The following is a 24921-nucleotide window of genomic DNA, read 5'->3' as shown; positions in this document are numbered from 1 at the left end:
CCGTATTGTTACTGTAATTGTACTACAGGGTATTACGTAACAGTACAGCGTCGGATCTGTACAGGTCCGGTGAAATGCGCTTCAGGTTGGCGACCTTGGGCAGATCGTTGTAAACAATATACGGATCGTTGGGATGCAGGGTCAGGTAGTTCTGGTGGTAGGACTCGGCGGTATAGAACTTCTTGTCCATCTCGATCCGGGTCACCAACGGCTTTTTGAAGGCGCGGGACGCGTCCAGTTGGGCGATGTATTTTTCCGCCACGGCGCGCTGGCTTGCCGTCTGGGGGAAGATGGCGGAGCGGTACTGGGTGCCGCGATCCGGACCCTGGCGATTCAGCTGCGTGGGATCGTGCGCGACCGAGAAGAACACCTGCAGCAGTTTGCCGTAGCTGACTTGCGTGGGGTCGTAGGTGATCTTCACGGATTCGGCGTGGCCGGTGTCGCCGCCTTCCACCGCTTCGTAATTGGCGGTGCGCGCTTCGCCGCCGGTGTAGCCGGAGACGGCGCTGGTCACGCCCTTCACGTGCTGGAACACGCCTTGCACGCCCCAGAAGCAGCCGCCGGCAAAGATGGCGGTCGCCGTGCGGGCGGTGCCGGCTGGCTCGTCGACGGCTGGCGCGGCGATCACCACGGCCTCCTCGGCGGCGTTGGCGGCTTGCTGCTGGTAGGCGAAGGCGCAGAGCAGGGCGAGCGGAGCGCCCAGTTTTAATGCGATGTTTTTCATGGTCGTTCTCCTGAATTAGCCAAAAGTGAAGGCGTAGGCTTGTACGCCCGGGTCGAGAAACTCGATGCTGAAAGTGCGGTCGCCCACCGTGCCGGATTGACGCACCAGTTGGTACAGGCGCTGGCTGTCGATGGTGCCGGTGCCGTCGGCGGCGGTGTCCGCGCCGTGATGCTGGCCCGGCGCCGCGCCGTCGATGGTCACGCGGAAGCGCACCGGCTTGCCGTCTTTGGCCGGGCCGAGCACCAGGTGCAGGTCACGCGCATGGAAGCGGTAGACGATGCCGCCGGTGCCGCTGTTCAGCGTGACCTGCTCCGCTTGCGACAGCCAGTTGCCGGACAGGCCCCACTGGTTCAGCGCGGGCTTGGCGGGCGCCGTGTACTGGCGGGCGGCGTTCGCGGCCTGTTTCTCCGGCGAGGCGAAGTTTTCGGCGCGCTCGTAGCCCAGGTAGGTCTCCGGGGAACCGACCTGGCCCATGTCGGACTGCCGCTGGATGCCTTGCACGTCCTCGGTGCTGACCACGGAGTTGCTGACGTTTTTGCGGCCTGCCTCTTCCAGCAGTTGCTGGATCACCTGTTCGGAGCGGGCGTATTCGCCTTCACCAAAGTGATGGTGGCGGATCTGGCCCTTGGCGTCGATGAAGTAGTGCGCGGGCCAGTACTGGTTGTTAAAGGCGCGCCAGATCGCGTAATTGTTGTCGATAGCCACCGGGAAGGTGATGCCTTGATCCTTCACGGCCTTGCGGACGTTGCTGACGTTGCGTTCGAAGGCGAATTCCGGCGCGTGCACGCCGATCACCACCAGCCCCTGGTCGCGGTACTTCTCGGCCCAGGCCTTGGTGTAGGGCAGGCTGCGCAGGCAATTGATGCAGGAGTAGGTCCAGAAGTCGACCAGCACGACCTTGCCTTTCAACTGCTCGGCGGTCAGCGGCGCGGAATTCAGCCACTCCACGGCGCCGTTCAGCGACGGCAGCTGTCCTTCGACCGGCAGCGCATCGGCCGCCGTCGCCGCCACCCGCCGCGCCATCATGGCCGGGCCATCGGCGGCGTCGCCGCGTGCCGCCACGCTGCGCATCATCGCGCCGCCGGCGGGGACCTCGTTGTCGTGCGGCGCCAAGGTATCGATCAGTTTTTGCTCGATGCCGGCCGTTGCGACGCTCGAGACTTGCGTCAGCAGCCCGGTGTCCAGGCCGGTCGCGATTGCGCCGACGCCTGCCAGCATGGCCACGCCCAGACCGCGCCGTATCCATTCGCCCGCGCCCAGCGAACGCTTCATCGCGCTGAACACCTTGCCGCCGATGAGCAGGGCCAGCGCCAGCGAAGTCGCCGCGCCCGCCGCATACGCCAACAACAGCAAGGTCGTGCCGGCACTCGCGCCATTCAAGGCCGCGCCGGTCAGCACCAGTCCCAGCACCGGGCCCGCGCACGGCGCCCACAGTAAACCGGTGGCCACGCCCAACAGGAAGGACGAGCGCGCGCCGCTGCCTGCCGCCGCGCCATCCTGCCGCGCCTTGCTGGACAACTTATCGCCCAGCGCCACCAGCGGCTTGGTCAAGCGGTCCGCCAGGTGCGGCAGCATCAAGGTCAGGCCGAAGAACGCCATCAACACCAGCGCCACCCAACGGCCATACTGGTTAGCCTGAACCACCCAGCCGCCGCCCACCGCGGCCAACGTCGCGACCAGCGCGAAGGTCAGGGCCATGCCGGCCAACAGCGGCAGCACGCTGCGTACAAACGGTTGGCCAGTACGCGCAAACACGAACGGCAGCACCGGCAGAATGCAGGGACTGAGTATCGTCAGCGCCCCGCCAAGATAAGCAAGCAGAATCAGTACCATGATGCGACCCTCCTCAAGCTTCGCCGGGAACGAAATTCAGCGCCACGCCGTCGATGCAGTAGCGCAGGCCGGTCGGTTCCGGGCCATCGTCAAACACGTCGCCGAGATGACTGCCGCAACGACGGCACACCACCTCCACGCCGTACATGCCGAGTGACGTGGTGCGGCTGGTGTGGACGCCGCGCTCCAGCGGCTTCCAGAAACTCGGCCAGCCCGTGCCGCTGTCGAACTTGTTCTTCGACGAGAACAACGGATTCTGGCAGCCGGCGCAGAAGAACTTGCCCGCGCGGTGTTCCTTGTACAAAGGGCTGCTGAAAGGCCGCTCGGTGCCGTGCTTGCGCAGCACCTCGTATTGCGCGGCCGTGAGCTTGGCGCGCCATTCGGCGTCGGTGCGGGTGACCTCCCACGCGGCGGCGGGGGCAGCCATCGTGGCGCGATAAGTGAGGCCGGCCAGCAAAGCCGCGCCGCTGGTCAGCATGAAAGAACGTCGGGATGTCATGGTGTGCTCCATAAGTGGAATAACGATGGAGCCATTCTGCGCCGGCAGTGCTGACAAAATCCTCACGTAAACTTAAACGATTTGTGATACTTTCAGCGCCGGAATCCGGCACAATGATGGTCATGGAACCAGCTAAACGTGTACTCATCGTCGAAGACGACATACATATCGCAGACCTCCTGCGTATCCACCTCCAGGACGAGGGATATCAGGTCACCCATTGTGCGGACGGCGCCCAGGGGCTGGCGCAAGTGCGTGCCGGCGGCTGGGATGCGCTCATCCTCGACATCATGCTTCCCGGCGTGGACGGGCTGGAAATCTGCCGCCAGGCGCGCGCCATGACCACCTACACGCCCATCATCATCACCAGCGCGCGCTCCAGCGAGGTGCATCGCATCCTCGGGCTGGAGCTGGGCGCCGACGACTATCTGCCGAAACCGTTCTCCGTGCTGGAACTGGTGGCGCGCGTGAAAGCGCTGTTGCGCCGCGCCGCCGCCATGTCGCGCAACCAGTCCGCCGCCGCCGGCCTGCTGGAGCTGAACGGTGTGCGCGTCGATCCGCTGACGCGCCAGGCGTACCTGAATGGCGCCGCGCTGGACCTGACGCCGCGTGAATTCGACCTGCTGTACCACTTCATCAAGAACCCGGAAAAGGTCTTCTCGCGGCTGGATCTGTTGAACCAGGTGTGGGGCTACCAGCACGACGGCTACGAACACACCGTCAACACCCACATCAACCGTCTGCGCGCCAAGATCGAAGCCGATCCCGCCGAGCCGATGCGCATCCTCACCGTGTGGGGCAAAGGCTACCGCTACGCCGGCGGCGCGGCATCATGAACCTGACGCTGTCGCAGCGCCTGTCGCTGGTCTTCTGCTTCCTGCTGCTGGTGTGCTGCGGCGCGTCCGCGTGGCTGCAAATCCGCGCCAACATCATGCATGAGAAGGAAGTGGTGCAAGGCCTGTCGCGCGGACTTGCGCGCAGCATCGCGCTGGACGCGCAGTTGATGCAGGCCGACGATGACACGACGGCGCCCGGCGATGGCCTCGGCCCGGCGGCCGTGCGCCGCCTGTTCAACAAACTGATGTCGGTGAATCCCAGCGTGGAGGTCTACCTGCTGGACAACGACGGCCGCATCGTCGGCCATGCGGCGCCGGCCGGTCATTTGAAACGCGACCGCGTCGACCTGGCGCCGGTCCGCCGCCTGCTGAACAACGAGCCGCTGCCGATCCAGGGCGACGATCCACGCAGCGAGCGGGGACGCAAAGTCTTCAGCGCCGCCGTGCTGCGCGCCGGCGAACAGAAGATCGGCTACATCTACGTCATCCTGCAAAGCGAGGAGCACGACCGGCTGGCGGCGCGCGCCACGGCCAGCTCCGTGCTGCGCACCACCTTGTGGTCGATGGCGGTGGTGGCCGCGCTGGTGCTGGTGGCGGGCCTGATCGCCTTCCGCCTGATCACGCGACCGTTGCATCGCCTGACCGCCACCATGCGGCAGCTGGACACCAAGGCCGATCAACTGGCACTGCCCGCGCCACAGCGCGGCGGCCCGCGCGACGAAATCGCGATTCTCGAACAATCCTTCTCCGACATGGGCGCGCGCATCAACCAACAGTGGCAGACCATGCGCCAGCTGGATCACGAGCGCCGCGAAGTGGTGGCCAACATCTCGCACGACCTGCGCACGCCGCTGGGCTCCATCCAGGGCTATCTTGAAACGCTGTCGCTGAAGGACGAAACGCTGAGCGCGGAAGAGCGCCAGCGCTACCTCGGCATCGCCCTGTCGCAGAGCCAGAAAGTAGGGCGCCTCGCGCAAGCCTTGTTTGAACTGGCCCGCCTGGAGCACGGCTCGGTGCAACCGGAGCTGGAGCCGTTCTCGCTGTCGGACCTGATCCAGGACGTGTTCCAGAAGTTCGAACTGCAAGCGCGGGAGCGCGATATCCGCCTGATGGCGACCTTGCCGCATCCGGCGCCGATGGTGCGCGCGGACCTGGGCATGATAGAACGCGTGCTGACCAACCTGTTCGACAACGCCATCCGCCATACGCCGTCCGGCGGCGAGGTGGAGATCACGGTCAGGCCGCCGGCCGATGGCAAGGTGGAGGTCTCGGTGGCCGACAACGGGCCTGGTGTGCCAGCCGCCCTGCGCGACAACCTGTTCCGCCGTCCAATCGCGCTGCAGGGCGAATACCGCGTCGGCGGCCTTGGCCTGCTGACCGTCAGCCGCATCCTGCAGCTCCATCGCAGCAAGATAGAACTGGTCAGCGAACCGCCATCCGGCGCCGTGTTCCGCTTTACGCTGGACGCGGCATAGGCTGCGGCAGGGGAGTGCGCCACTCGCTCAGATAGTGTTGCGGCGTCTTGCCGAGGATGCGGCGGAACATGGCGCTGAACGCGCTCGGACTCGCATAGCCCAGCGCCGCCGCCATCTCCCCCACGCTCTGGCCTTGCGCCAGCCGGCTGAAGGCCTCGGCCAGATGCACCTGTTGCACCCACTGACGATAATGCAGGCCGGTCTCCTTGGGGAACAGCCGTATCAGCGTGCGTGCGCTGGCGCCCACTTCGTCCGCCCACTGCTCGATATTGCGGCTGCTGCCCGGATCGGCCATGATGGCCGAGCACACCGCCACCAACCGCCGGTCGCGCGGCCAGGGGATCGCGATCGGCACCGTCTCGGCCCTCGCGAGCTCGGACAGGATCAGCATAGCGAGGTGTTCGCCGCGTCCCGGCAGCGGATATTCGATCGGCTCGTCCAGCAACGAGAGGATCAGCTCACGCAACAGGGCACTGACCTCGATCACGCGGCAGCTGTCGCCGAACGCGCGCGCGGTCGCCGCCTCGACGTAGATGGTGCGCATGGTGACCTTGCTCAGCGAAGTCCAGTGGTGCACTACGCCGGGCGGTATCCACAGTGCGCGGCGTGGCGGCAGGATCCACACGCCGGCGTCGGTGCGCACCCGCATCAGTCCTTCGGTGGCGTACAGCAGCTGCGCGCGTTCGTGACTGTGCGGTTCCACCGAGACGCCATGCACAGCGTCGCGCGCCATGGCGGTGACGACGCGCGGCACGCGCTGGTAATCGCGGTGATCGCTGCTGCGGGTATTGTTTGTCATTTATTCGACGATAGTTGGAATATCAGGCTTTGTGCGCTATATTACACTCGCCGCATGACTACCACCACCACCTCCATGAGCCGTCCTCACGGCGAAACCGTCATGCAGATACTGGGCGCTGTCGCCCTGGTCCACCTGCTGAACGACTTGACGCAGGCCATGCTGCCTTCGATCTACCCCATGCTCAAGGCGGAATTTGGCCTGAGCTTCACGCAGGTCGGCCTAATTACGCTGACCTTCCAGTGCACCGCCTCGCTGCTGCAACCGTGGATCGGCCTTTACACCGACCGCCGTCCCATGCCGTTCCTGCTGCCGATGGGGATGGTGGCCACATTGATTGGCGTGTTGATGATGTCCTTCGCATCGTCATTCCATGCGTTGCTGCTGTCGGCCGCGCTGATCGGCGTCGGTTCCTCGACCTTCCACCCGGAGGCGTCGCGCGTGGCGCGTGCCGCGTCGGGCGGGCGTTTCGGCTTTGCGCAGTCGCTGTTCCAGGTGGGCGGCAACGCCGGTTCCGCGCTTGGCCCGGTGCTGGCGGCCGCCGTCATCATCGGCCGTGGCCAGGCCAACATCGCGTGGTTCGCGCTGCTGGTTGCCGCCGCCATCGCGGTGCTGGTGTACGTGAGCCGCTGGCATAGCCATCATCTGGCGCAGCCGCGCAAGGCCGCCGCGGCCGCGGTTTCGCCTCTGCCCAAGGCGCGGGTATATGGCGCGCTCGCCGTGCTGGCGCTGCTGGTCTTCTCCAAGTACATCTACATGTCCAGCCTGACCAGCTACTACACCTTCTACCTGATCGATAAATTCGGCGTGTCGGTGTCGTCGGCGCAGATGTACCTGTTCCTGTTCCTCGCGGCGGTGGCCGCAGGCACCTTCATGGGCGGCCCGATTGGCGACCGCATCGGCCGTAAACGCGTGATCTGGATCTCCATCCTGGGCGCGGCGCCATTCACGCTGGCGCTGCCATATGTGAACCTGTTCTGGACGGCGGCGCTGACGGTGATCATCGGTTTCGTGATCTCGTCGGCCTTCTCGGCCATCGTGGTGTTCGCGCAGGAACTCATGCCGGGCAAGGTCGGCATGGTGGCCGGGATCTTCTTCGGGCTGATGTTCGGCGTGAGCGGCATCGGCGCGGCGGCCATGGGGCATATCGCGGACGTCAACGGCATCGCCTATGTCTACAAGCTGTGCTCCTACTTGCCGCTGCTCGGTGTCCTGACGGTGCTGCTGCCGCATATCGAGCAACCGAAGCGCTGACTACTTCGGTGGGATAAGCTGCCTGCGCGAGCCGAGGATGGGCACCAGCGCCGTGCTGGAACGACGCGCCTTGTGCAGCAGCCAGGCGATGGCGACGTGCCCCGGCGTGGCGCCCAGCTCCCGCGCGATGGCCAGCAGCGCGTCCAGCGTGGCGGTTTCGCGGTCGCTTTTTTCGGTGCGCAGCAGCACCCCGCCCAGGCCCGTCATGCGGCCTTCCTTGCCGCCGTCGCGGTACTTGCCGGTCAGGAGGCCGCCGCCCAACGGCGACCAAATTGCCGCCGGCGGCGACGTAGCCGTCGAAGACCTCCTTCGCTTCGTCGCGCTCGGAGCCGTAGCCCCAGCTGGTACCGAAGTTCCCGGTTCCCAGTGCCAGTTCCGAAACGCGCAGGCCGGTGCGGCGGCCGAAATGCAGGTATTTCATGGCTTCCTCCTATGTTGTGTCCATCATAGGAGCAGGGCGCGTGGCGCGCCCTCCACGAAAGAGTTATTTACGCTTCGATAAAGCGCATCTTGAAGTTGCGGCCCTTGATGGCGCCGAAGTCGCCGCCCAGTGGATTGCCTTTGTTAAGGCGCGCGAAGGCGTCATACGCGACACGGCGGTCGATCGCCACGTAGGTCTGGAACTCGGTCACGTTGATCTTGCCGACTTGTTCCTTGCTCAGGCCCGCGTCGCCGGTCAGGGCGCCCAGCACGTCGCCCGGACGCAGCTTGTCCTTCTTGCCGCCCGAGATCACCAGCGTCATCATCGGCGCCGGATCGACGCCGTAGTCGTTTTCGTCCAGGCTATCGAGGTCGAACCACTCGACCGGCTGGCCCTGATATTCCTCGATCAGCTTGACCCACTTCTTCTCGTTCGGCGCGCACAGCGACAGCGCCAGGCCTTGTTCGCCGCCACGGCCGGTACGGCCGACGCGGTGGATGTGCACCTCCGTGTCCTTCGAGACGTCGACGTTGATCACCGCTTCCAGGTTGGGGATGTCCAGGCCGCGCGCGGCGACGTCGGTCGCCACCAGTACGGAGCAGCTGCGGTTGGCGAACAGGATCAGGATCTCGTCGCGCTCGCGCTGTTCCAGTTCGCCGTACAGCGCCAGTGCCGAGAAGCCTTTCTGCTGCAGCGATTCCACCAGCTCGCGGCACTGCACCTTGGTGTTGCAGAAGGCGATCGCCGATACCGGCTTGTAGTGGCCCAGCAGGCGCGCCACGGCCTCGTTGCGCTGGTCGAAGCCGATCTCGAAGAACAGCTGTTCGATCTGGCTGTTGTCGTGCTGCGCTTCCACCGTCACCTCCACCGGATCGACCAGGAAGTCGTCGGTGGCGCGGCGGATGTCGTCCGGGTAGGTGGCCGAGAACAGCAGGGTTTGACGGCGCTTCGGGCAGGCGCTGACGATGCCGGCGATTTCGTCGTAGAAGCCCATGTCGGTCATGCGGTCGGCTTCATCCAGCACCAGCGTGCCGACTTTCGACAGGTCCAGCGTCTCGCGGCCCAGGTGGTCGCGCACGCGGCCCGGCGTGCCGACGATGATGTGGGCGCCGTGTTCCAGCGAGGCGATCTGCGGCCGCATCGGGGAGCCGCCGGTCAGCACCAGCACCTTGACGTTGCCGGTGGAACGCGCCAGCCGGCGCAACTCGCCGGCCACCTGGTCGGCCAGTTCGCGGGTCGGGCACAGCACCAGCGCCTGCACCGCGAACCACGCGGGATTGAGCTTGTGCAGGATGCCGATGCCGAAGGCGGCGGTCTTGCCGCTGCCGGTCTTGGCCTGGGCGATCAGGTCGCGGCCCTCCAGCACCGACGGCAGGCTTTGGGCCTGGATGTCCGTCATTTCCTTGTAGCCGAGCGAGTCGAGGTTGTCGAGGAAGGCGGGGCTCAGCGGCAGGCTGGCAAAGGAGGTGGAAGTCATGGTGGCGGACCCTGTTCAAAAAGGATGTGGGCACAGTCTAACAGGCTAACGCTGGCCTGGCCCACTGTGCGGAAGGTGTGTTGCAGCTGTACGGTAACCGTACCGTATCAGTCCCGTTTCCATACCGGCAAGCCGGTCAGGTCGAGATTTTCGTCGCGCACCCAGATCGGCAGGCCGGTGGTGTCGGTCGGCTCCAGCAGTTCCAATTGCTCTTGCTTGAGTGCGGGACGACGCGCGCGCGGCGGCGGCGCACGCTTTGCTTCCGGTTCGAGCGGCGCGGCGGGGGCAAAGCCCGGCAGGTCGAACGTAGCGTTATCTTTTTTATCTCTCATCGGGGAAAAAACAAAAGCCCGGCTGGTTTAGTCGGGCTTCGTTAGCTTACAGAATAGCGCGCAGTTTAACACAAAGCGCAAACTCAACGGAAGCTCAGGGCTCCCGTCAGGTCGCCCGGCGGCGTGGCGTGGCGCGCGGCGAAGGCCTCGTTGCGCGTCTTCAGGCCTTCCAGCAGCGGCAGGCCGTGCAGGCGGGTGATGAAGCGCATGATCGAGGTGGTGTCGTAGAAGTTGTGGTCGACGTGGCCTTTTTTCGCGTACGGCGAGACGATGATGGCCGGGACGCGCGAACCCGGGCCCCAGCGGTCGCCCTTCGGCGGCGCCACGTGATCCCACCAGCCGCCGTTCTCGTCGAAGGTGATCACCACCAGCATGTTCTTGAACTGCGGGGACTTCTTCAAGTGCTCGATCACGTTGGCGATGTGGGCGTCGCCCGATTCGATGTCCGAGTAGCCCGCGTGCAGGTTCAGGTTCCCTTGCGGCTTGTAGAAGGTGACGGCCGGCAGTTTGCCCGCCACCGCGTCGGCGATGAATTTGTTGGAGATCGGGCTGTCGCCAAGGCCGCCGTCGCGCAGGTGTTCCTCGCGCGCCTTGGTGCCCGGCGCGAACTGCTTGAAGTAGTTGAACGGCTGGTGATGGTATTGGAAGTTCGGCCTCTCGCCGCCGCCGCGCGCATCCAGCGCCGCCTGCCACGCGCCGCCATACCACGCCCAGCTCACGCCCTTGCGCGACAGCAGGTCGCCGATGGTGTCGTAGCTTTGCGGCGGCAGGGTGCCGGCGTCGTTTGGATCGGCGTGCAGCGGATCGCCGTCGAAGGCGGGGCGGATGTAGCTTGGTTGGTACGGCGGCGCCATGGTGTTGACCGCATAGCCGTCCGGCGTGATGGCGCCGTTGTTGACGAAGTGCGGATGGCCGTTCATCGCCGACGCCGGGCTGTCCTTGGTGACGGACAGGCGGAAGCCGGTCGGGCCGTCGTCCAGCACCGCGATCTTCTTCTTGGCGGCGGTGTCCTTGGCGTTGAAGTATTCCGGCACGCGGCCGCTGATCAGGAACTGGTGATTCAGGTACGAGCCGCCGAAGGCCGCCATGAAGAAGTTATCGCACAGGGTGTATTGTTCCGCGATCTTCCACAGACCGAGATTCTTATTGGTCTCGCCGTAGTAGCCCATCACCATGCCGCCGGTGTTGCCCCATGCGGCGAAGCCGTCGTTCTTGCCGTCGTTGATCTGCATCTGGTTCTGATAGAACAGGTGCCACAGGTCGCGCGTGATGACGGCTTCCGGCAGCGGCTTGCCTTCGGTGTCCACCAGTTTGAAGGGCGCGTTGGGCAAGCCCTTGATGTCGTCTTCCTTGATCGCGTATTTCTTGCCGCCGATGTCCTGCGTGTTCGGCACCATGCCGCCCCAGATCTTGGGCAGCGACGGCAGCACCGAGCCATCGCGGTCGCGCTGCACGCAGGCGGCGGCCGGCACGGCGGACAGCGGCTGGGCGGTGCCGGGGAAATTGGCGAACAGGTTGTTGAAGCTGCGGTTCTCAAGGTAGATCACCACCACGTTCTTGATGTGGGCCTTGAGCTTTTCATCGAGCGAGCCCTTGGCCGCAGGCTTGGCGGGCGCCGCCTCGGCCAGCGCGGGCAGGGTGGTCGCCAGACCGGCGGCGCCGGCCGCCTGGAAGATACGTCGGCGGGAAGGATTAAGCGGAGCGTCTTGCTCTTGTTGTTCTGCTGCTGGTACCTGATCCTTCACGCGCGCCTCCCTGGCTGAGCTAAAAGGACAATTGTGACAGCTTTGCAGCCGATTGGGTATCGCTGTAGCGCCCAAGGTAAAAGCAGTTCTGCCGTGCGCCGGCACCACAGCCGCATCCAAAGGCCGAAATTGAAAAAGCCGTTGATTTTCTGATGAAAATCAACGGCTTATCGAATCTGGTTGCGGGGACAGGATTTGAACCTGTGACCTTCGGGTTATGAGCCCGACGAGCTGCCAGACTGCTCCACCCCGCGTCTGAGGCCATAATTATATACAAGTGCGCCGTGTTGCGCAAGTCGATTTACGCGACGGCCAGTTTCCACAGCGACGTGACCTCGGCCGCGCGCGCGGCGTGCAGCGGGTCGCTGGCGTCCGAGGCGCGCGGGTGGATGGGGCGGACGTCGATGCGGTCGACCACTTTCAGGGCGGCGGCGGCGATCCATTCCAGCAGCTGTTCGCGCGGGCGCAGGCCCAGGTGCTCGGCCAGGTCGGACAGGATCAGCCAACCTTCGCCGCCCGGCGTCAGGTGCGCCGACAAGCCGCCGAGGAAGCCGCGCAGCATGCGGCTGTCCGGATCGTAGACGGCGTATTCAATCGGCGAGCTGGGACGCGCCGGCACCCAAGGCGGATTGCATACCACCAGCGGCGCGCGGCCTTCCGGGAACAGGTCGGCCACTTGCAGCTCGACCTGCGAGTCGAGGCCCAGCAGCGCCAGATTCTCGCGTGCGCAGCTCAGCGCGCGCTGGTCCTGGTCGGTGGCGATCACGCGCTGTACGCCGCGCTTGGCCAGCACCGCCGACAGCACGCCGGTGCCGACGCCGATATCGAAGGCCAGCGTGGCCCCTTTCGGCAGCGCCGCATCGGCCACCATCCGCACATATTCCCCGCGCACCGGCGAGAACACGCCGTAGTGCGGATGGATGCGCGCGCCCAGCGCCGGAATCTCGACGCCGGTGCGGCGCCATTCATGCGCGCCGATCAGGCCAAGCAGCTCGCGCATCGAGGCGATGAAGGGCTCCTCGTAACGGCCATAAGCCTCGTTGCAAGCCAGCTTGACGTCCGGCGCGCGGCGCAGGGGGATGGTGTAGCCTTCGTCGAAGGGAATCAGCAGCATGGCCAGCGTGCGGGCGCGCTGCGATTGGGCCTGGCGGTGCAGGTGGAACGCTTCGGTGGGCGTGGCCGGAACCTTGGCTGGCTTCTTCTTGGCCGATTTGCCCTTGTGATCCGCGCGGCGCGCCAGCGCCTGCAGCAACTGGCGTGCGTTCTGGAAGTCGCCGCGCCACAGCAGGGCGGTGCCTTCGCAAGCCAGGCGGTAAGCCACGTCCGCATTGGTGCGGTCGTCCGCGATGACCACCCGCTTGGGGGGCGGCATGCCGGCCTCCGAGCGCCAGCGCGCGGAACGCTGCTCGCCGTTCTCCTCCCATTGAATCTGCGGTGGAACGGAAGGGGAGGAGGTTTGTACGGACATGTTCAGGCAATCTACGGAAAATAGGACGCGCCGCGCGAGGCCGCGCGGCGGAAAGTGTCGCTATTATACCGGGCCGTCGGCGGCGCGCCGGCTGGGCATTAGGCTGCGGCGTTATCGGCCGGCTTGGCGTCGTCCGCCACCGGTGTGGCGGCGGCATCCTCGGCCCCCGCCTGGGTGGCGGTGGCGTCAGGCTGCGCCGGCGTTGCCGCGCCGGCGTCCGCGTTGGCCGCGGTCTTGGCTTTATCCGCGGCGCTCGGCGGCGCGTAGGTGTTGGTGTCCTTGCTGTCGACCAGGTTGAGCAGGCGCAGCGACAGGCTGCGCAAGGTGTTGCGGTCGATGCCGTCGGTGGCTTTGCTGTCTTTGTCGTTGTTGCTGGCCAGCGCGGTGTGCAGGTCGCGGCCGATCAACTTGAACAGGTCCGCCAGCGTGCCCGGGAAGTCGATGTTCGGCAGCTGCACGGTTGGCAGGTCCTTGGTCGACGGCTGCGCGTCGTCCTGCTCGGGCGCGCCGCTGGTCTGGCTGGCGGCGGCATTCAGCTCGTAGTTGTACTGGACTTCCACCTCAAAATCGAACTTGCGGCCGTCGGCGGTGGTGATGGTGCCCTTGCCGATGAAGTGCGAGCTGTCGGTCAGGCTGAAGGCGGCGGCGTCGGTGACGCCGTTGGCGCCCTCGGTGTGCTGGTAGCCGACCGCGTAGCTGGACGAGGTTTCCAGGCTGGCCGAGTCGAAGTCGATCACCGCGCCCTTGGCGGCGTCGCCGAACAGCGCCTGCGTGAAGCTGCTGACGAAATCCTGCGCGAAATCCACCGTCGCGTTGCCGACCGAGGCGACGCGGCTTTCCAGGTCCAGCGGGCCGCCGGATTTGATGGCCGGCGCGGCGCCTTGCGTTTTTTGCAGGCCCGAAGGCTGCTGATTGCCGGTGTAAAGCGAAGGCCAGCGGCCGCCCAGGTTCGAGATGGTAGACATGATGGATTCCGTTTTAATGAAACTTCTACAACTCTTTAACGGTATCGTATCGGATTACTTGAGGGCGCGGCGCGAATTAGTGGTGGTGGGTCCAGCCTTCCGGGGCGGCCAGGTAGGACTCGACCGCGTCTTTCTGGCCGATCGCGTGGTGCCGGACCTCGCCGCATGCGCACACGCCCACGTAAGGCTGGATGTGCGAGCAGGCCGATACCTTCTGCAGGCGGACTTGAACGGCTTTGGCGCACTTGGCGCATTTGAAGGTCAGGGTGCGTGGTGCTTTTAACATGATTCCGTGTTGGCTAAAAAGGCAAAGGCGGGATTTTATCACTCAGGCATAGGTATTCAGTGTGGGCGCCGCTGCCGGTTCGTTCTGGTAGGCGCGCTGCGCCAGCTCGGCGCGGGCCTGGGCTTCCATCTGCTGCGCCTGGGCGGCGACCGCGCGGTCCGCGCCGGATGGTTCGGCCGGCGCCAGCGCCGCCGCCTGGATGGTGCGTGCCCGCTGGATGGTTTCCTCCGGCGTGGCGCCGGGCGAGGTGTCGATATTCACCTCGCCGCCAATGGCGTAACTGACGCCGTTCGGGCCGCGCTGGTAGGTGTAGGAGGCGCCCGAGGTGGCCAGTCCGCCAGCGGCGGCCATGTGGGCTTGTTCGTGCTGGCGCACCTCAAGGTCGCGCGACTTGAGCTGGTCGATCAGGGCCAGCGCTTCCTGCGATAGCTGGGTGGTGCTGGCGGCGGAGGCGGATGCGGTGGCCTGGCCGGCCGCCGCGGGGGACGACGCGACCTGCACCGGCGGCACGTCGCGCGCCGGCGTGGCGGTGATGGAACTCGGTGAAAGGGCGCCGATGCTCATGCCGTTCATGATAGCACCGGCGCGGCTTACATGACGCTAATCGTGCTCCGGCCCCCGGCCGATGGCTGCACCAGGATCTTGGCCGAGATCCGCTCGGTCATTTCCTGCACGTGGGAGATGACGCCGACCTTGCGGCCCATGGCCTGCAGGCCATCCAGCGCGTCCATGGCGACACGCAGGGTGTCGGCGTCCAGGCTGCCGAAGCCTTCGTCGATGAACAGCGACTCGACCCGTACGCGGTTGGAGGACAGCGAGGCCAGTCCCAGCGCCAGCGCCAGCGACACCAGGAACGATTCGCCACCGGACAGCGAGTGCACCGAGCGCATTTCGCCGCCCATGTCCTGGTCGCGCACCAGCAGGGCCAGCGACGGCGCGGCGGCGTTGGGGATGCGCTCCAGTTGATAGCGGCGCGACAGGTGGTTGAGGTGGGCGTTGGCGTAGCCCAGCAGGACGTCCAGCGTGAATTGCTGGGCGTAGTTCCGGAAGCGTTTGCCGTCGGCGGAGCCGATCAGCTCATCCATGCGCGCCCAGCGCTGGGCGATGGCCTCCTGCTGCTCGATTTCGGCCAGCATGGCGTGCGAGCGGCGGCGCTTGTCGTCGTCCTGCGCCAGCGCCAGGTGCAGGGCGGTGGCGTGGTCGTTGGCGGTCTTGCGTTCGGCCAGCAGGGCGTTGAGCGCCGCGCTGACGGCGGCGATCGGCGACTCGGCCGGCGCAACGCCGGCCTCAAGGTCGGACGGCTGGTCGTCGACGGCCGGTTCGCTGGGCGTCCACAGGTCGGCGGTCGCGCCATCGATGCTGTCCGGGCCTGCGTCGCGGCCGGCGGCGATGCGCGACGGTGGCGCGGTGAGCTGGTGCTGCGCGCGCTGGCGCTGGCGTTCTTGCAATACCGTCACGGCCTGGTCGGCCGCGCGGGACAGGGCTTGCAGGGCGCCGCGTTCGGCATGGATCTCGTCGGCCGGGCGCGCCAGCAACGCGTGCAGATGTGCCAGATCCCGCAGGCCGGCCTCGGGTTGACGCCGCTGGAACGCGGCCAGCCAGTCGTCGAGGCGCGCGGCGGCGGCGCTGGCGTTGGCCTGGAGCGTCGCGAGGCGCTGGCCCGCTTGCGCCAGCGCCTCGTCGTTGCGGACCTTGGCCTGCGCCGCCTGCTGGGCGGCGTCTTGCGCCGCCGCGTGGCGGGCTTTCGCGCTGTCGATGGCCGCCTGCAGCGCGGCTTCCACCTCGCGCACCTCCTTGCCGCCCCACATGGACATGCGCTGGTCCTGGCTTGCCTTCAGCGTCGCCTCGGCGGCGGCAAAGGCCTCGCGGGCGGCGGCGGCGTCCTGGCCGGTCCGCGCGAGCGCTTCCGCCAGGGCGTTGAGCTCCACCTCGAAACCGGCCAAGGCGGCCGCGCGCTCATCGTAAGCCGCGCGCTGCGCCAGCCACTGCTTGCTTTCCGCCTGACGCGCCTCGTAGAACCGCGCCGGGCCGGACTTCCAGTCTTCCTTCCACTCCTCGCTGGGGATGTCGCCGCCGCTGAAGGCCGCGTCGAGGTCGGACAGCAAACCGCTCAGCGTGAGCGCAACCTCGATGCGCTGATCTTCCAGCGCCTTGTATTCCGTGTTCGATTGCGCCAGCGCGGTGCGCGCGGCGGCGGCCACGTTCTGCAAGCGTGTGTGCTCGGCGGCGGCACGCTCGTAGGCCGCTTGCGCCTGATCGCGCGCCACGCGGGCGGCGTGCAGCGCGCGTTCCTGCTGCTCCACCGCCTGCAGCGCCTTGTGGGTCTGCGCCAGTTGCGCCACAAACCATTCGGTGCGTTCAGCTTCGGGCGGCAGCCCTTCGACGGACGCCAGCGCGTGGGCCGACCAGGCGGCGGACACACGCTCCAGCGCCTGCTGCACCGAGCGCTGCTCGGCGGCCAAGACATTCAACTGCTCGGCGCTGGCTTGTGCGCTGGCGCGCTGCGCGGCCTGCTGGTTGACGTTGGCCTCCATCCGCTGGCGGCACTTCGTCACGTCGGCCTGGAACTCGCGCAGCATGGTTTGCAGGCTGTCGTCGTTGTGGCGGTATGGGTGTTCCAGCGCGCCGCAGACAGGGCAGGGGGTGTCGTCCTCCAGCGACTTGCGCAACGACTCCACGCTGGCGGCGCAGGCGGCTTCCGCCAGTCTGAGCGCGCGCTCGGCTTGCGAGAAAGCCGCCATGATGGCGACGCCTTCCTGCGTGGACGCCGCCAGTTGCGCCTCGGCCGCCGCCATGGCCTGGCGCTGCTGCGCGGCTTGCGCCTCGATCTCGGCGTGGCGGGCCTGGCGTGACGCCAGCTCCAGCCAGATTTTTTCGGCGCCGGTCAGCAGGCCGCGTTGTTGCTCGTGGCGGCTGCGGACGGCTTGCAGTTGGTCGACCGGGTACGCCGCCATGGCTTGCGCCGCTTGCTGGCGCTGGGCGTCCAGTGTTTTCAACGCTTCAACGGCGGCGGCCAGCTTTGCGCTGGCGTCGGCCTCCTCGTCGCGATGCATCTGCGCGTTGCGCTGCACGCGCGACAGGCCGGATGCAAGCCGCTCCGCTTGCGCGGCTTGCTGGCCTGCCTGCACGAACAGCACATCCCAGCGATCCCATTGCAACGCCAGCGCTTTCCAGTGCTTGTGCTGCTGCAGCCACGCCACCCCGGCTTGCTGCTGCGCGGCCAGGCGGGCTTGTTCGCTTTGTCGGGATTGCAGCGCGGCCTTGGCGGCGGTGTCGGCCTGCACTGCCTTTTCAAGCGCGGCGGCGGCCTGGCGATAGGCCGGCAGCATAGCTTCGATGCGCGCGTCCAGCGCCTTGGCCTGATCCAGCTGCGGCGCGGCGGCACGTTGGGCCGCCTCGGCCTGCTGTTGGCTGACCGTGGCTTGCGTCAGCGCGGCATTGGCCTGTTCCAGCGCTTGTGCGGCGTGCTGCAGGTTTTGCGTGCTGGCGACAATGGCCGCTTGCGTGTCGGCGATGTCGGCGTCGATGCGGCGGATATCCTCGGCCAGCGGCCGTGCGGGTTGTACGGCGTCGATCAGCGCCAGTGCGGCGTGGCGTGGGGCGGCGTCGACCACGGCGGCCTGCGCGGCCGTCGCGGCTTGTTGTGCCGCTTGTTCTTCCTGCCGCAGCTTTTCCGCTTGCTGGTGCCAGCGCAGCTCCTGCTCCAGCGCCTCCTTCCGCTGATCCAGCGCTTGCAAAGCGACGGCGGCGTCGGCGCTTTGCGCCTCGATGCCGGCGCGCTGCTCGGCGGTCAGCGGCTTCTGGTCGGCCAGGCGCAGGTTAAGCTTTTGCAGCGCGGCCTGCTCCAGCTTGTTGCGTTCAAAGGCGCGCACGGAAATCTCGGAATAGATGGTGCTGCCGGTCAGCGTCTCCAGCAGCTCGCCGCGTTCGTTGTCCTCGGCCTTGAGGAAGGCCGAGAACTCGTTCTGCGCCAGCAGCACCGCGCGCGTGAACTGTTCGAACGACAGGCCGATGCGCTTCTCGATTTCGGCCTTGACTTCGGTCTTGGTGGCGCCGATGGGCTGCAGCGCCGGCAGCAGGTGCAGCTGCATGATGGTCGACTGCAGCGCGCCTTCCGCCTTGGTGCGGGCGCGCCGCACGTTCCAGCGCGCCCGGTAGCTGGCGCCGTCGCTGCCGACGAAATCCACTTCGGCGTAACCCTCGGCCGTGCCACGGCGCAGCAGCGTGCGGGGATCCTGCGTGGAGACGGTCTCGTTGCCGACGTCGGCCAGGTAGTTGCGGCCGGCCACGCGCAGCAGGCGCGGGGTGGCGTCGTACAAGGCCAGGCACAGGGCGTCCAGCAAGGTGCTCTTGCCGGCGCCGGTCGGGCCGCTGATGGCGAACAGGCCGGTGGACGCCAACGGCTCCGATTCAAAATCGACGCTGAATTCCTCGGCCAGCGAGGCCAGGTTCTTGCCGCTGATTTTCAGGATTCTCATGGCAGCATCAACTCCGCGAAGGCGCTCAGTTGATCGGCCGGCGCTTCATTGCCGAAGCGCTGCTGGTAGAGCTGCTTGAAGATGTCGTCGGGCTTGAGCTTTTCCAGCTGGTCCAGCGTCATCACCTCCTTGTCGATGGAGGAGCCGCGCGCGGCGGTCGAGGTTTCGATCTTGGCGAGGCGCACCGCCTTGCCCTCCAGCGCCGCCTCAATGCGCGCGCGCAGGCCGGGCTCCGGCTGCTCCAGCAGCACGCGCACTTCCAGGTAGGGCTGCTGCTCGTCCGGGACCTCCGGCGGCGCCAGGGCGTTCAGTTCTTCCAGCACCTGCGTCAACGGCGCCGGCTTGGCGGGTACGCGCAGCAGCTCCACCGCGCGCGGCACCGGCACTGGCGCGATCTCGCGCACGGCCGCGCCTTCGAGGTCGATGCGCAGGATCTGGTGCGGATAGTGCACTTCCGCGAACGACAGCGGCATCGGGCTGCCGCTATAGCGTATGTGTTCCTGCTTGCCGACGTTCTGCGCCAGGTGCAAATGGCCCAGCGCCGCGTAGGCGATGGCCGGATCGAAGATCCCGGCCGGCAGCATCTCGGTGCCGCCGATGACGATGCGGCGCTCGGAATCGCTGGACATCTGGCCGTCCACCATGTGGCAATGGCCCATGGCGATGATGGCCTGGCCGTCGGCGCGCTTGCTCCGCGCCAGTTCAAACGCCTGCCGGTAGAGCAGAGCGATGCCGGCCAGGTAGGGATCGGGCGCGGGATCGGCGGCGTCCGGGGCCGCATCGGCGCTTGCATCGCCGCCGTCCGCCGGCGCGGGGCGGGGCGGCATGCGCGGCACGTCGCCGGGACGCAGGAAGGGCACCGCCAGGCACCAGGCGGCGACCGCGCCATCGCGGCCGGTGAGCGGCTGCACCAGCGACTCGACATCGATCTCGCCGTCGGCATCGCGCTGCACCGCGCCGATCACGCGCGTGCCGTGCGCCTCCAGCAAGGGGCCCGGCGCGTCAAGCCGGCCCGGCGAATCGTGGTTGCCGGCGATGATGATCAGGTTCAGGTGCGGCACGCGTTCCCTGGCCTGCCGCAGGAAACGGTACAACTGCTTCTGCGAGGCCGCCGACGGATTGGCATTGTCGTAGATATCCCCCGCGATCAGCAGCGCGTCGGCCTGTTCGGCCACGAGCGTGTCCAGCAGCCAGTCGAGGAAGCGCTGGTGCTCATAATGACGCTCGAAATTATGCAGGGATTGGCCGAGATGCCAGTCGGAAGTGTGCAGCAAACGCATGGAAAAAACAGTCGAAACAGCCGGAAAGCGCTCAATATAGCGCAAGCCGGCCATCCCCGGTTTGATTTATGCCGCGTTGCTTGCCGGTTGCGGGATCGCCGGTCCGGCGCGGAAGGTGTTGCGGCCGGCCTGTTTGGCCTCGTACAGCAGGGTATCGGCGCGGTTCAGCAGCTCGGCGGGGCTCAGGTCCTCGTCGCGGTAGTAGGTCAGGCCGATGCTGGTCGATATCGACACCACCTTGCCGTCGAGGTCAAAGTCCGCCTGCATGGCGGCCACGATCTTGGCCGCCAGCGCGGCCGCGTCGTCGATGCGGTGGATGCGCTCCATGACGATGGTGAACTCGTCGCCGCCCAGCCGCGCGATGGTGTCGCTGGCACGCATGGTGTGGGTCAGGCGCGCCGAGAAGGCCTTCAGCAGAGCGTCGCCCACGGCATGGCCGTAGGTGTCGTTCACCGGTTTGAAGCGGTCGATGTCCATGTACATCACCGCCATCAGGCTGCCGTTGGCGCGGGCGGCGATCATGGCGTCGTGCAGTTTTTGCAGAAAGCCGGCGCGGTTGGTCAGGCCGGTCAGCGCGTCCACCTGCGACAGCCGCAGCAGCCGCTGCTTCTCGCGCTTTTGCACCGTGATGTCCTGCCGCATGACGTGGAAGCCGATCACGCTGGCGCCTTCCTCGTCCATTTGCGGGATGTAGACCACCTCGTAGGTGCGCTCGGTGGCGTCGCTGTTGTCGTCCTCCTCGAAGGTCAGCGTTTCGCCGGCCAGCGCGCGCAGCACATAGGGTTCGAGGAAGGCGTAGCGCTCGTCGCCCATGGTTTCGCGGATGGTGCGGCCGAGCACCGTGGTGCCGCTGCGGTTGAATTCACGCTCGTAGGCCACGTTGTGGAAGCGGTAGACCTGCTGGGCGTCGATGTACGCCACCATGGCCGGCAGGGTGTCGGCGATGGTGCGCAGGCGCGCTTCGCTTTCGCGCAGCGCCATCACGGATTTGCGGACATGGGTGATGTCGTCCACCGTGCCGACATAGCCGTAGATTTTGCCGTCCACCACCATGGCGGCGATCTTGAACGAGACCCAGACGATCATGCCGTCCGGGTGCACGCAGCGCAGCGTGTCCTGGTAAGGCGCGCGCGTCACGCCCAGGTGGGTGAGCGCGGCCTTGAGCACGGCGCGGTCGTGCGGATGGACCGCGCGCAGCCAGGCGTCGCCCAGCGCTTCCTCGCGCGTCAGGCCGGTGATCAGTTCAAAGGTGCGGTTGACATAGGTGCAGTGGCCGGCGGCGTCGGCGCGCAGCAGCCCTAGCGGCGAGGCGTCGTTGACCGCCGCCAGTTCCGCCTGATTCTGCCGCACCGCCAGTTCGGTCTCCTTGCGCGAGGTGATGTCGCGCACCGTCACGGCCACGCCGTCGGTGATCGGCACGATCTGGTGGTGCAGCCAGTGCACCTCCCGGTTGGGCAGGAAGTCGACCGCGAATTCCTCCTCCACCGGCTGGCGCGACTCCAGCACGTGGCGGTATTTTTCAACGAAGCCCTTGGAGTGCAGCTCGGGCAGCACTTCTATCAGGCGCTTGCCCTTGATGTCGGCGCTGCGGAAGCCCATCAGCTGGGCGCCGCGCTCATTCAGGTCGGCGATGGTGAAGTCGAGGATCTCGCGCTGCGCGCCGCGCATGCGGCAGGCCTTGAACATGTACACCGCGTCGAGGCTGGCGTCGGCCGCCGCGCGCAGCATCGACTGCGCCTCGATGATCATGCTGGCGCTGCGGCGCAGGCGGCGCGCCTGCCGCACCAGCAGGTAGATGAACAGCAGCACCAGGGCTGAGGCGATGATGGCGGCGCCGTAGTACATGCCGCGGCGGCGCTCAAAGCGGGCCAGCGCGCTGTCGGCCGGGTTGCCGACCACCGCCATCAGCAGGAAGCGCGGCATCTCGGTGTAGCCGTAAATGCGCTCGGTGGCGTCGAACGGGCGCTTGAGCAGCAGCTCCTCGCCGGCCGGGGCCACGCTGAAATCAATGCTGTCGCTGATGATAACCTGGTCGTCGATGCGGGCCGAGGACATGCCGTTCTCGCGGCTGATCAGCATCACCGCGCCGCCGGGATCGACGTTCAGGCGGTCGTAGTCCTCGACGAAGTAGGCCGGGTCCATCATCACCAGGATCACGCCGGCGAAGCCGCCGTTGGCGTGATTGAGGCGGCGCGAAATCTGGATCTGCCATTTCTTGGTGCGGCTGTCCACCACCGGCGTGGACACCAGCGAGGCGTCCGCCGGATTCGACGCGTGGCTCTGGAAGAAGGCCGTGTGCGCCATGTCCGGATCGAAGTAGCCGTTCATGCTGTCGATCACATGGCCCTCCTGATTCAGGATGGCCATCGGCAGATCGAGCTTGGTGGGCAGCAGGGAGTCCAGCAGGCCGTTCTTGCGGGCGAATTCGGCCAGCCGCAGGCGACCCTCGGTTTCCTCGTATTTGAGCCTGAACAGCTGGGTGGCGTGGTCGGTCTGGCGCAGCAGATGGTTGGTATGCTCGGCCAGCGTGCGCGCCAGCGACTGACTGTGCAGCACCGCCTCGTGACGGGCGGTGATCTTCTCCTGCCGCACCTGGTAGGCCACCGCCGCCCACATCAGGACCAGCAGCAGCGCCCCAAAGGCGGGCAGCAGGATCGCACGGTACAAGCGACGTAGGAAATCGCGCATCGGTGGATGGTCCTCTTCGGGAGTCGGAAGTCTCTGCGTTTATTCTGCCCGGAAATGTGGGTTTTGGCGTGAATGGCGTGAAAAAAGTCGCATTCCGTTCACAGGCAATGTTGATTTCTTTATTAGAATAGCGTGATGACCGAACCGATATTGAGCCTGTCCGCCGCGCGGGCACTGCACTTGGCGGCGCAGGGGCTGCTGCAGCCGCGCCGCCGCAAGGCGCGCCAGCCAGACTTGCTGGAAGCGATCCGCCAGATGGGCGTGCTGCAGATCGATACCATCCACGTGGTGGCGCGCAGTCCGTACCTGGTGCTGTGGAGCCGCCTGGGCGACTATCCGCAAGCCTGGCTGGAACAGGCGCTGGCGGCCGGCGAGTTGTTCGAATACTGGGCGCACGAGGCCTGCTTCGTGCCGGTGGAGGACTACGGCCTGTATCGCCATCGCATGCTGGAGCCGGAGGCGATGGGCTGGAAGTATTCCGCCAACTGGATGAGGGAGCGCCGCGCCGACGTGGAAAAGGTGCTGGAGCATATCCGCGTCAACGGTCCGACGCGATCCTCGGATTTCGAGCGCACCGATGGCCAGGGCGGCGGCTGGTGGAGCTGGAAGCCGGAGAAGCGGTCGCTGGAGGTGCTGTTCACCACCGGCGCGCTGATGATCTCCGCCCGCCACAACTTCCAGCGCATCTACGACCTGGCGGAGCGGGTGCTGCCGCATTGGGACGACAGCCAGCTGCAAAGCAAGGAAGCGGTACAGCGCGCGCTGCTGCTGAAAGCCGTGAAGGCCATGGGCTGCGCGCGGGCGCACTGGATCGGCGACTATTTCCGTACCCGGCCGCCGCGTCTCGATCCCGAAACGCTGGTGGAGCAGGGCGCCTTGCTGCGCGCGTGGGTGGATGACTGGGACGATCCGGTCTACGTCCACCCCGATCATGCGCGCTTGCTGGCCGATGCCGCCGCCGGCACGCTTGCTCCGACCCTGACCACCGTCCTCTCGCCGTTCGATCCGGTGGTGTGGGACCGCCGCCGCGCGCAGGAGCTGTTCAACTTCGACTACCGGCTGGAATGCTACACGCCGGCCGAAAAGCGCAAGTATGGCTACTTCACGCTGCCCATCTTGCGGCGTGGCCTGCTGGTCGGCCGCGTGGACGCCAAGGCGCACCGGCGCGAGGGCGTGTTCGAACTGAAGTCGCTGGCACTGGAGCCGGGAGTACGGATCAGCGACCGCTTCACGCGCGACGTGGCCGGCGCCCTGCAACGGCTGGCCGACTGGCACGAATGCCCGCGTGTACGCCTGACACAAGCGTCGCCCGCCAGTGTCGGTCCGATGCTGCAAGCCGCGCTGGACGCGTATCAACAAAAGGAAGCCGCATGACCCTGCCCGCCGCCCCCGCCAGCCTGCTGGCCGCTGACGGACAACCGCTGTTTGGACGCTACGCCGGCCAGGTCGGCAATATCGACTGGAGCCAGCTGGCCAAGCCATTCGCGCGCGGCCCGTTGTGGCGGCGCTTTCACCACAAGCGCTGGCATTACGTGGCCTTGTGCACGGAGCAGGTATTCTGTGCCGTGGCCATCGTCGATCTGGGCTGGATCAGCACCGCCTTTGCCTACGCCTTCGATCGCCAGGATGGCGACATGCTGGCCAATTTTTCCCAGGACGGCTTGCCGCTGGTGTCGGCCAGGCTGGCCAACCACGCCGGCGAGTCGAGCAGCTTCAAGGCGAAGACCTGCCATATCGCGGTCGATGCCAGCGGCGACGGCAGCTATCGCCTGACGCTGCGATGCGACTATCTGGAGATCGACGCCAGCTTCGGCCCCAGCCCGTCGCCGCTGCTGCTGGCCACCGGGCCGATCGAACAAGGCTCGGTGCATGCGACCCAGAAGTCGTCCGCCATGCCGCTGCGCGGCGAAGTGCGCACCTGGCGCGAGGAATACAAGCTCGATGGCGGCATCGCCAGCTTCGATTATTCCAACGGGCTGTTGGCGCGCAACACGGCGTGGCGCTGGGCCTCGGCGCACAACATGGAGCTGGGCTTCAACCTGCAAGCCGGCTACTTCGGCGCTCATGAAAACGCGCTGTGGCTGGACGGCGACCTGATTGCGCTGGCGCCGGCCCACTTCCTGTACGATAAAAAGGATGCGCTCTCGCAGTGGCATATTTTTACCGAGGACGATATGCTCGACCTGATCTTCACGCCGGAAGGCGCGCGCCGCGACAACAAAAAAATGGTGGTGGCGGCCAGCCGCTACCTGCAACCGATCGGCACCTTCAGCGGCTGGGTGCGCGCGGCGCCGGATCAGCCCAAACGCATGGTCACGCAGTTGATGGGCGTGACTGAAGACCATTCATCGCGCTGGTGAC

At 66.5% G+C, this 24921-nt stretch carries 20 protein-coding genes and 1 tRNA gene; 5 read left to right on the top strand and 16 right to left on the bottom strand.

Features of this window, described 5'->3' with window-relative positions:
- Positions 1–22: 22 nt before the first annotated feature.
- From msrA to msrB, 3 genes are read right to left on the bottom strand one after another with little or no spacing between them, the layout of a single operon-like run.
- Entirely contained in the window at positions 23–724 is a 702-nt protein-coding gene (msrA, locus tag FHW83_RS01685; protein ID WP_176644627.1) for a peptide-methionine (S)-S-oxide reductase MsrA, read from the bottom strand.
- A 15-nt stretch (positions 725–739) separates the two neighbouring features.
- The gene (locus tag FHW83_RS01680; protein ID WP_176644626.1) at positions 740–2557 is read right to left on the bottom strand and encodes a cytochrome c biogenesis protein CcdA; all 1818 of its coding nucleotides are present in this window, start codon (positions 2555–2557) and stop codon (positions 740–742) included.
- A 13-nt stretch (positions 2558–2570) separates the two neighbouring features.
- Positions 2571–3056, bottom strand: coding sequence for a peptide-methionine (R)-S-oxide reductase MsrB (msrB, locus tag FHW83_RS01675; RefSeq protein WP_176644625.1), 486 nt, complete (start codon positions 3054–3056; stop codon positions 2571–2573).
- A gap of 122 nt (positions 3057–3178) precedes the next feature.
- Here msrB and FHW83_RS01670 point away from each other — a divergent pair, with 122 nt between their 5' ends.
- Both FHW83_RS01670 and FHW83_RS01665 read left to right on the top strand, forming a co-directional pair.
- Entirely contained in the window at positions 3179–3892 is a 714-nt protein-coding gene (locus FHW83_RS01670; RefSeq protein ID WP_176644624.1) for a response regulator transcription factor, read from the top strand.
- Positions 3889–5367, top strand: coding sequence for a HAMP domain-containing sensor histidine kinase (locus FHW83_RS01665; RefSeq protein WP_176644623.1), 1479 nt, complete (start codon positions 3889–3891; stop codon positions 5365–5367). The genes FHW83_RS01670 and FHW83_RS01665 overlap by 4 nt, the downstream gene beginning before the upstream one ends.
- Here FHW83_RS01665 and FHW83_RS01660 read toward each other — a convergent pair.
- Entirely contained in the window at positions 5348–6166 is an 819-nt protein-coding gene (locus FHW83_RS01660; RefSeq protein ID WP_176644622.1) for a helix-turn-helix domain-containing protein, read from the bottom strand. The two genes, FHW83_RS01665 and FHW83_RS01660, sit on opposite strands and share 20 nt — an antisense overlap.
- Positions 6167–6268: 102 nt before the next feature.
- On the opposite strand from FHW83_RS01660, the gene FHW83_RS01655 reads away from it, so the two are divergent.
- Entirely contained in the window at positions 6269–7420 is a 1152-nt protein-coding gene (locus FHW83_RS01655) for an MFS transporter (RefSeq protein WP_218105997.1), read from the top strand.
- Here FHW83_RS01655 and FHW83_RS30555 read toward each other — a convergent pair whose 3' ends face one another.
- The 12 genes from FHW83_RS30555 to FHW83_RS01595 all read right to left on the bottom strand — a co-directional run bounded on the left by FHW83_RS30555 (position 7421) and on the right by FHW83_RS01595 (position 22560).
- A complete protein-coding gene (locus tag FHW83_RS30555; protein ID WP_229223975.1) occupies positions 7421–7681 on the bottom strand; it encodes an aldo/keto reductase in 261 nt (86 codons plus the stop codon).
- A 227-nt stretch (positions 7682–7908) separates the two neighbouring features.
- Positions 7909–9318 (bottom strand): ATP-dependent RNA helicase DbpA, encoded by a 1410-nt coding sequence (gene dbpA, locus FHW83_RS01645; protein WP_176644620.1) that lies wholly within the window; start codon positions 9316–9318, stop codon positions 7909–7911.
- Positions 9319–9425: 107 nt separating this feature from the next.
- Entirely contained in the window at positions 9426–9650 is a 225-nt protein-coding gene (locus FHW83_RS01640) for a hypothetical protein (protein ID WP_176644619.1), read from the bottom strand.
- Positions 9651–9733: 83 nt separating this feature from the next.
- Positions 9734–11395: an acid phosphatase gene (locus FHW83_RS01635; protein WP_176644618.1), complete on the bottom strand. Its 1662-nt coding sequence runs from the start codon at positions 11393–11395 to the stop codon at positions 9734–9736.
- Between the two features lie 177 nt (positions 11396–11572).
- Positions 11573–11649, bottom strand: a tRNA-Met gene (locus FHW83_RS01630).
- A 47-nt stretch (positions 11650–11696) separates the two neighbouring features.
- Complete coding sequence (locus FHW83_RS01625; RefSeq protein WP_176644617.1) at positions 11697–12863, bottom strand: class I SAM-dependent methyltransferase; 1167 nt, start codon at positions 12861–12863, stop codon at positions 11697–11699.
- Positions 12864–12961: 98 nt separating this feature from the next.
- Entirely contained in the window at positions 12962–13828 is an 867-nt protein-coding gene (locus tag FHW83_RS01620) for a hypothetical protein (protein ID WP_229223974.1), read from the bottom strand.
- Between the two features lie 76 nt (positions 13829–13904).
- Complete coding sequence (locus tag FHW83_RS01615; protein WP_155463266.1) at positions 13905–14114, bottom strand: hypothetical protein; 210 nt, start codon at positions 14112–14114, stop codon at positions 13905–13907.
- Between the two features lie 42 nt (positions 14115–14156).
- Positions 14157–14687 carry a putative metalloprotease CJM1_0395 family protein gene (locus FHW83_RS01610; protein WP_229223973.1) on the bottom strand — a complete coding sequence of 177 codons (531 nt, stop codon included), beginning with the start codon at positions 14685–14687 and terminating at the stop codon, positions 14157–14159.
- A gap of 17 nt (positions 14688–14704) precedes the next feature.
- Positions 14705–18592 (bottom strand): AAA family ATPase, encoded by a 3888-nt coding sequence (locus tag FHW83_RS01605; RefSeq protein WP_176644616.1) that lies wholly within the window; start codon positions 18590–18592, stop codon positions 14705–14707.
- The gene (locus tag FHW83_RS01600) at positions 18589–19872 is read right to left on the bottom strand and encodes an exonuclease SbcCD subunit D C-terminal domain-containing protein (RefSeq protein WP_176644615.1); all 1284 of its coding nucleotides are present in this window, start codon (positions 19870–19872) and stop codon (positions 18589–18591) included. Before FHW83_RS01600 ends, FHW83_RS01605 begins: the two co-directional genes overlap by 4 nt.
- A 66-nt stretch (positions 19873–19938) precedes the next feature.
- Entirely contained in the window at positions 19939–22560 is a 2622-nt protein-coding gene (locus tag FHW83_RS01595) for a diguanylate cyclase domain-containing protein (protein ID WP_176644614.1), read from the bottom strand.
- A 135-nt stretch (positions 22561–22695) separates the two neighbouring features.
- Here FHW83_RS01595 and FHW83_RS01590 point away from each other — a divergent pair, with 135 nt between their 5' ends.
- Entirely contained in the window at positions 22696–23934 is a 1239-nt protein-coding gene (locus FHW83_RS01590; protein WP_176644613.1) for a winged helix-turn-helix domain-containing protein, read from the top strand.
- On the top strand, positions 23931–24920 hold the full coding sequence (locus tag FHW83_RS01585) for a DUF2804 domain-containing protein (RefSeq protein WP_176644612.1): 990 nt from the start codon (positions 23931–23933) through the stop codon (positions 24918–24920). The genes FHW83_RS01590 and FHW83_RS01585 overlap by 4 nt, the downstream gene beginning before the upstream one ends.
- Position 24921: the final 1 nt, after the last annotated feature.

It is taken from the genome of Duganella sp. SG902 (assembly GCF_013376005.1).
In the GTDB taxonomy this organism is placed as follows: domain Bacteria; phylum Pseudomonadota; class Gammaproteobacteria; order Burkholderiales; family Burkholderiaceae_D; genus Rugamonas.
This window is presented reverse-complemented; position numbering and strand designations above follow the sequence as displayed.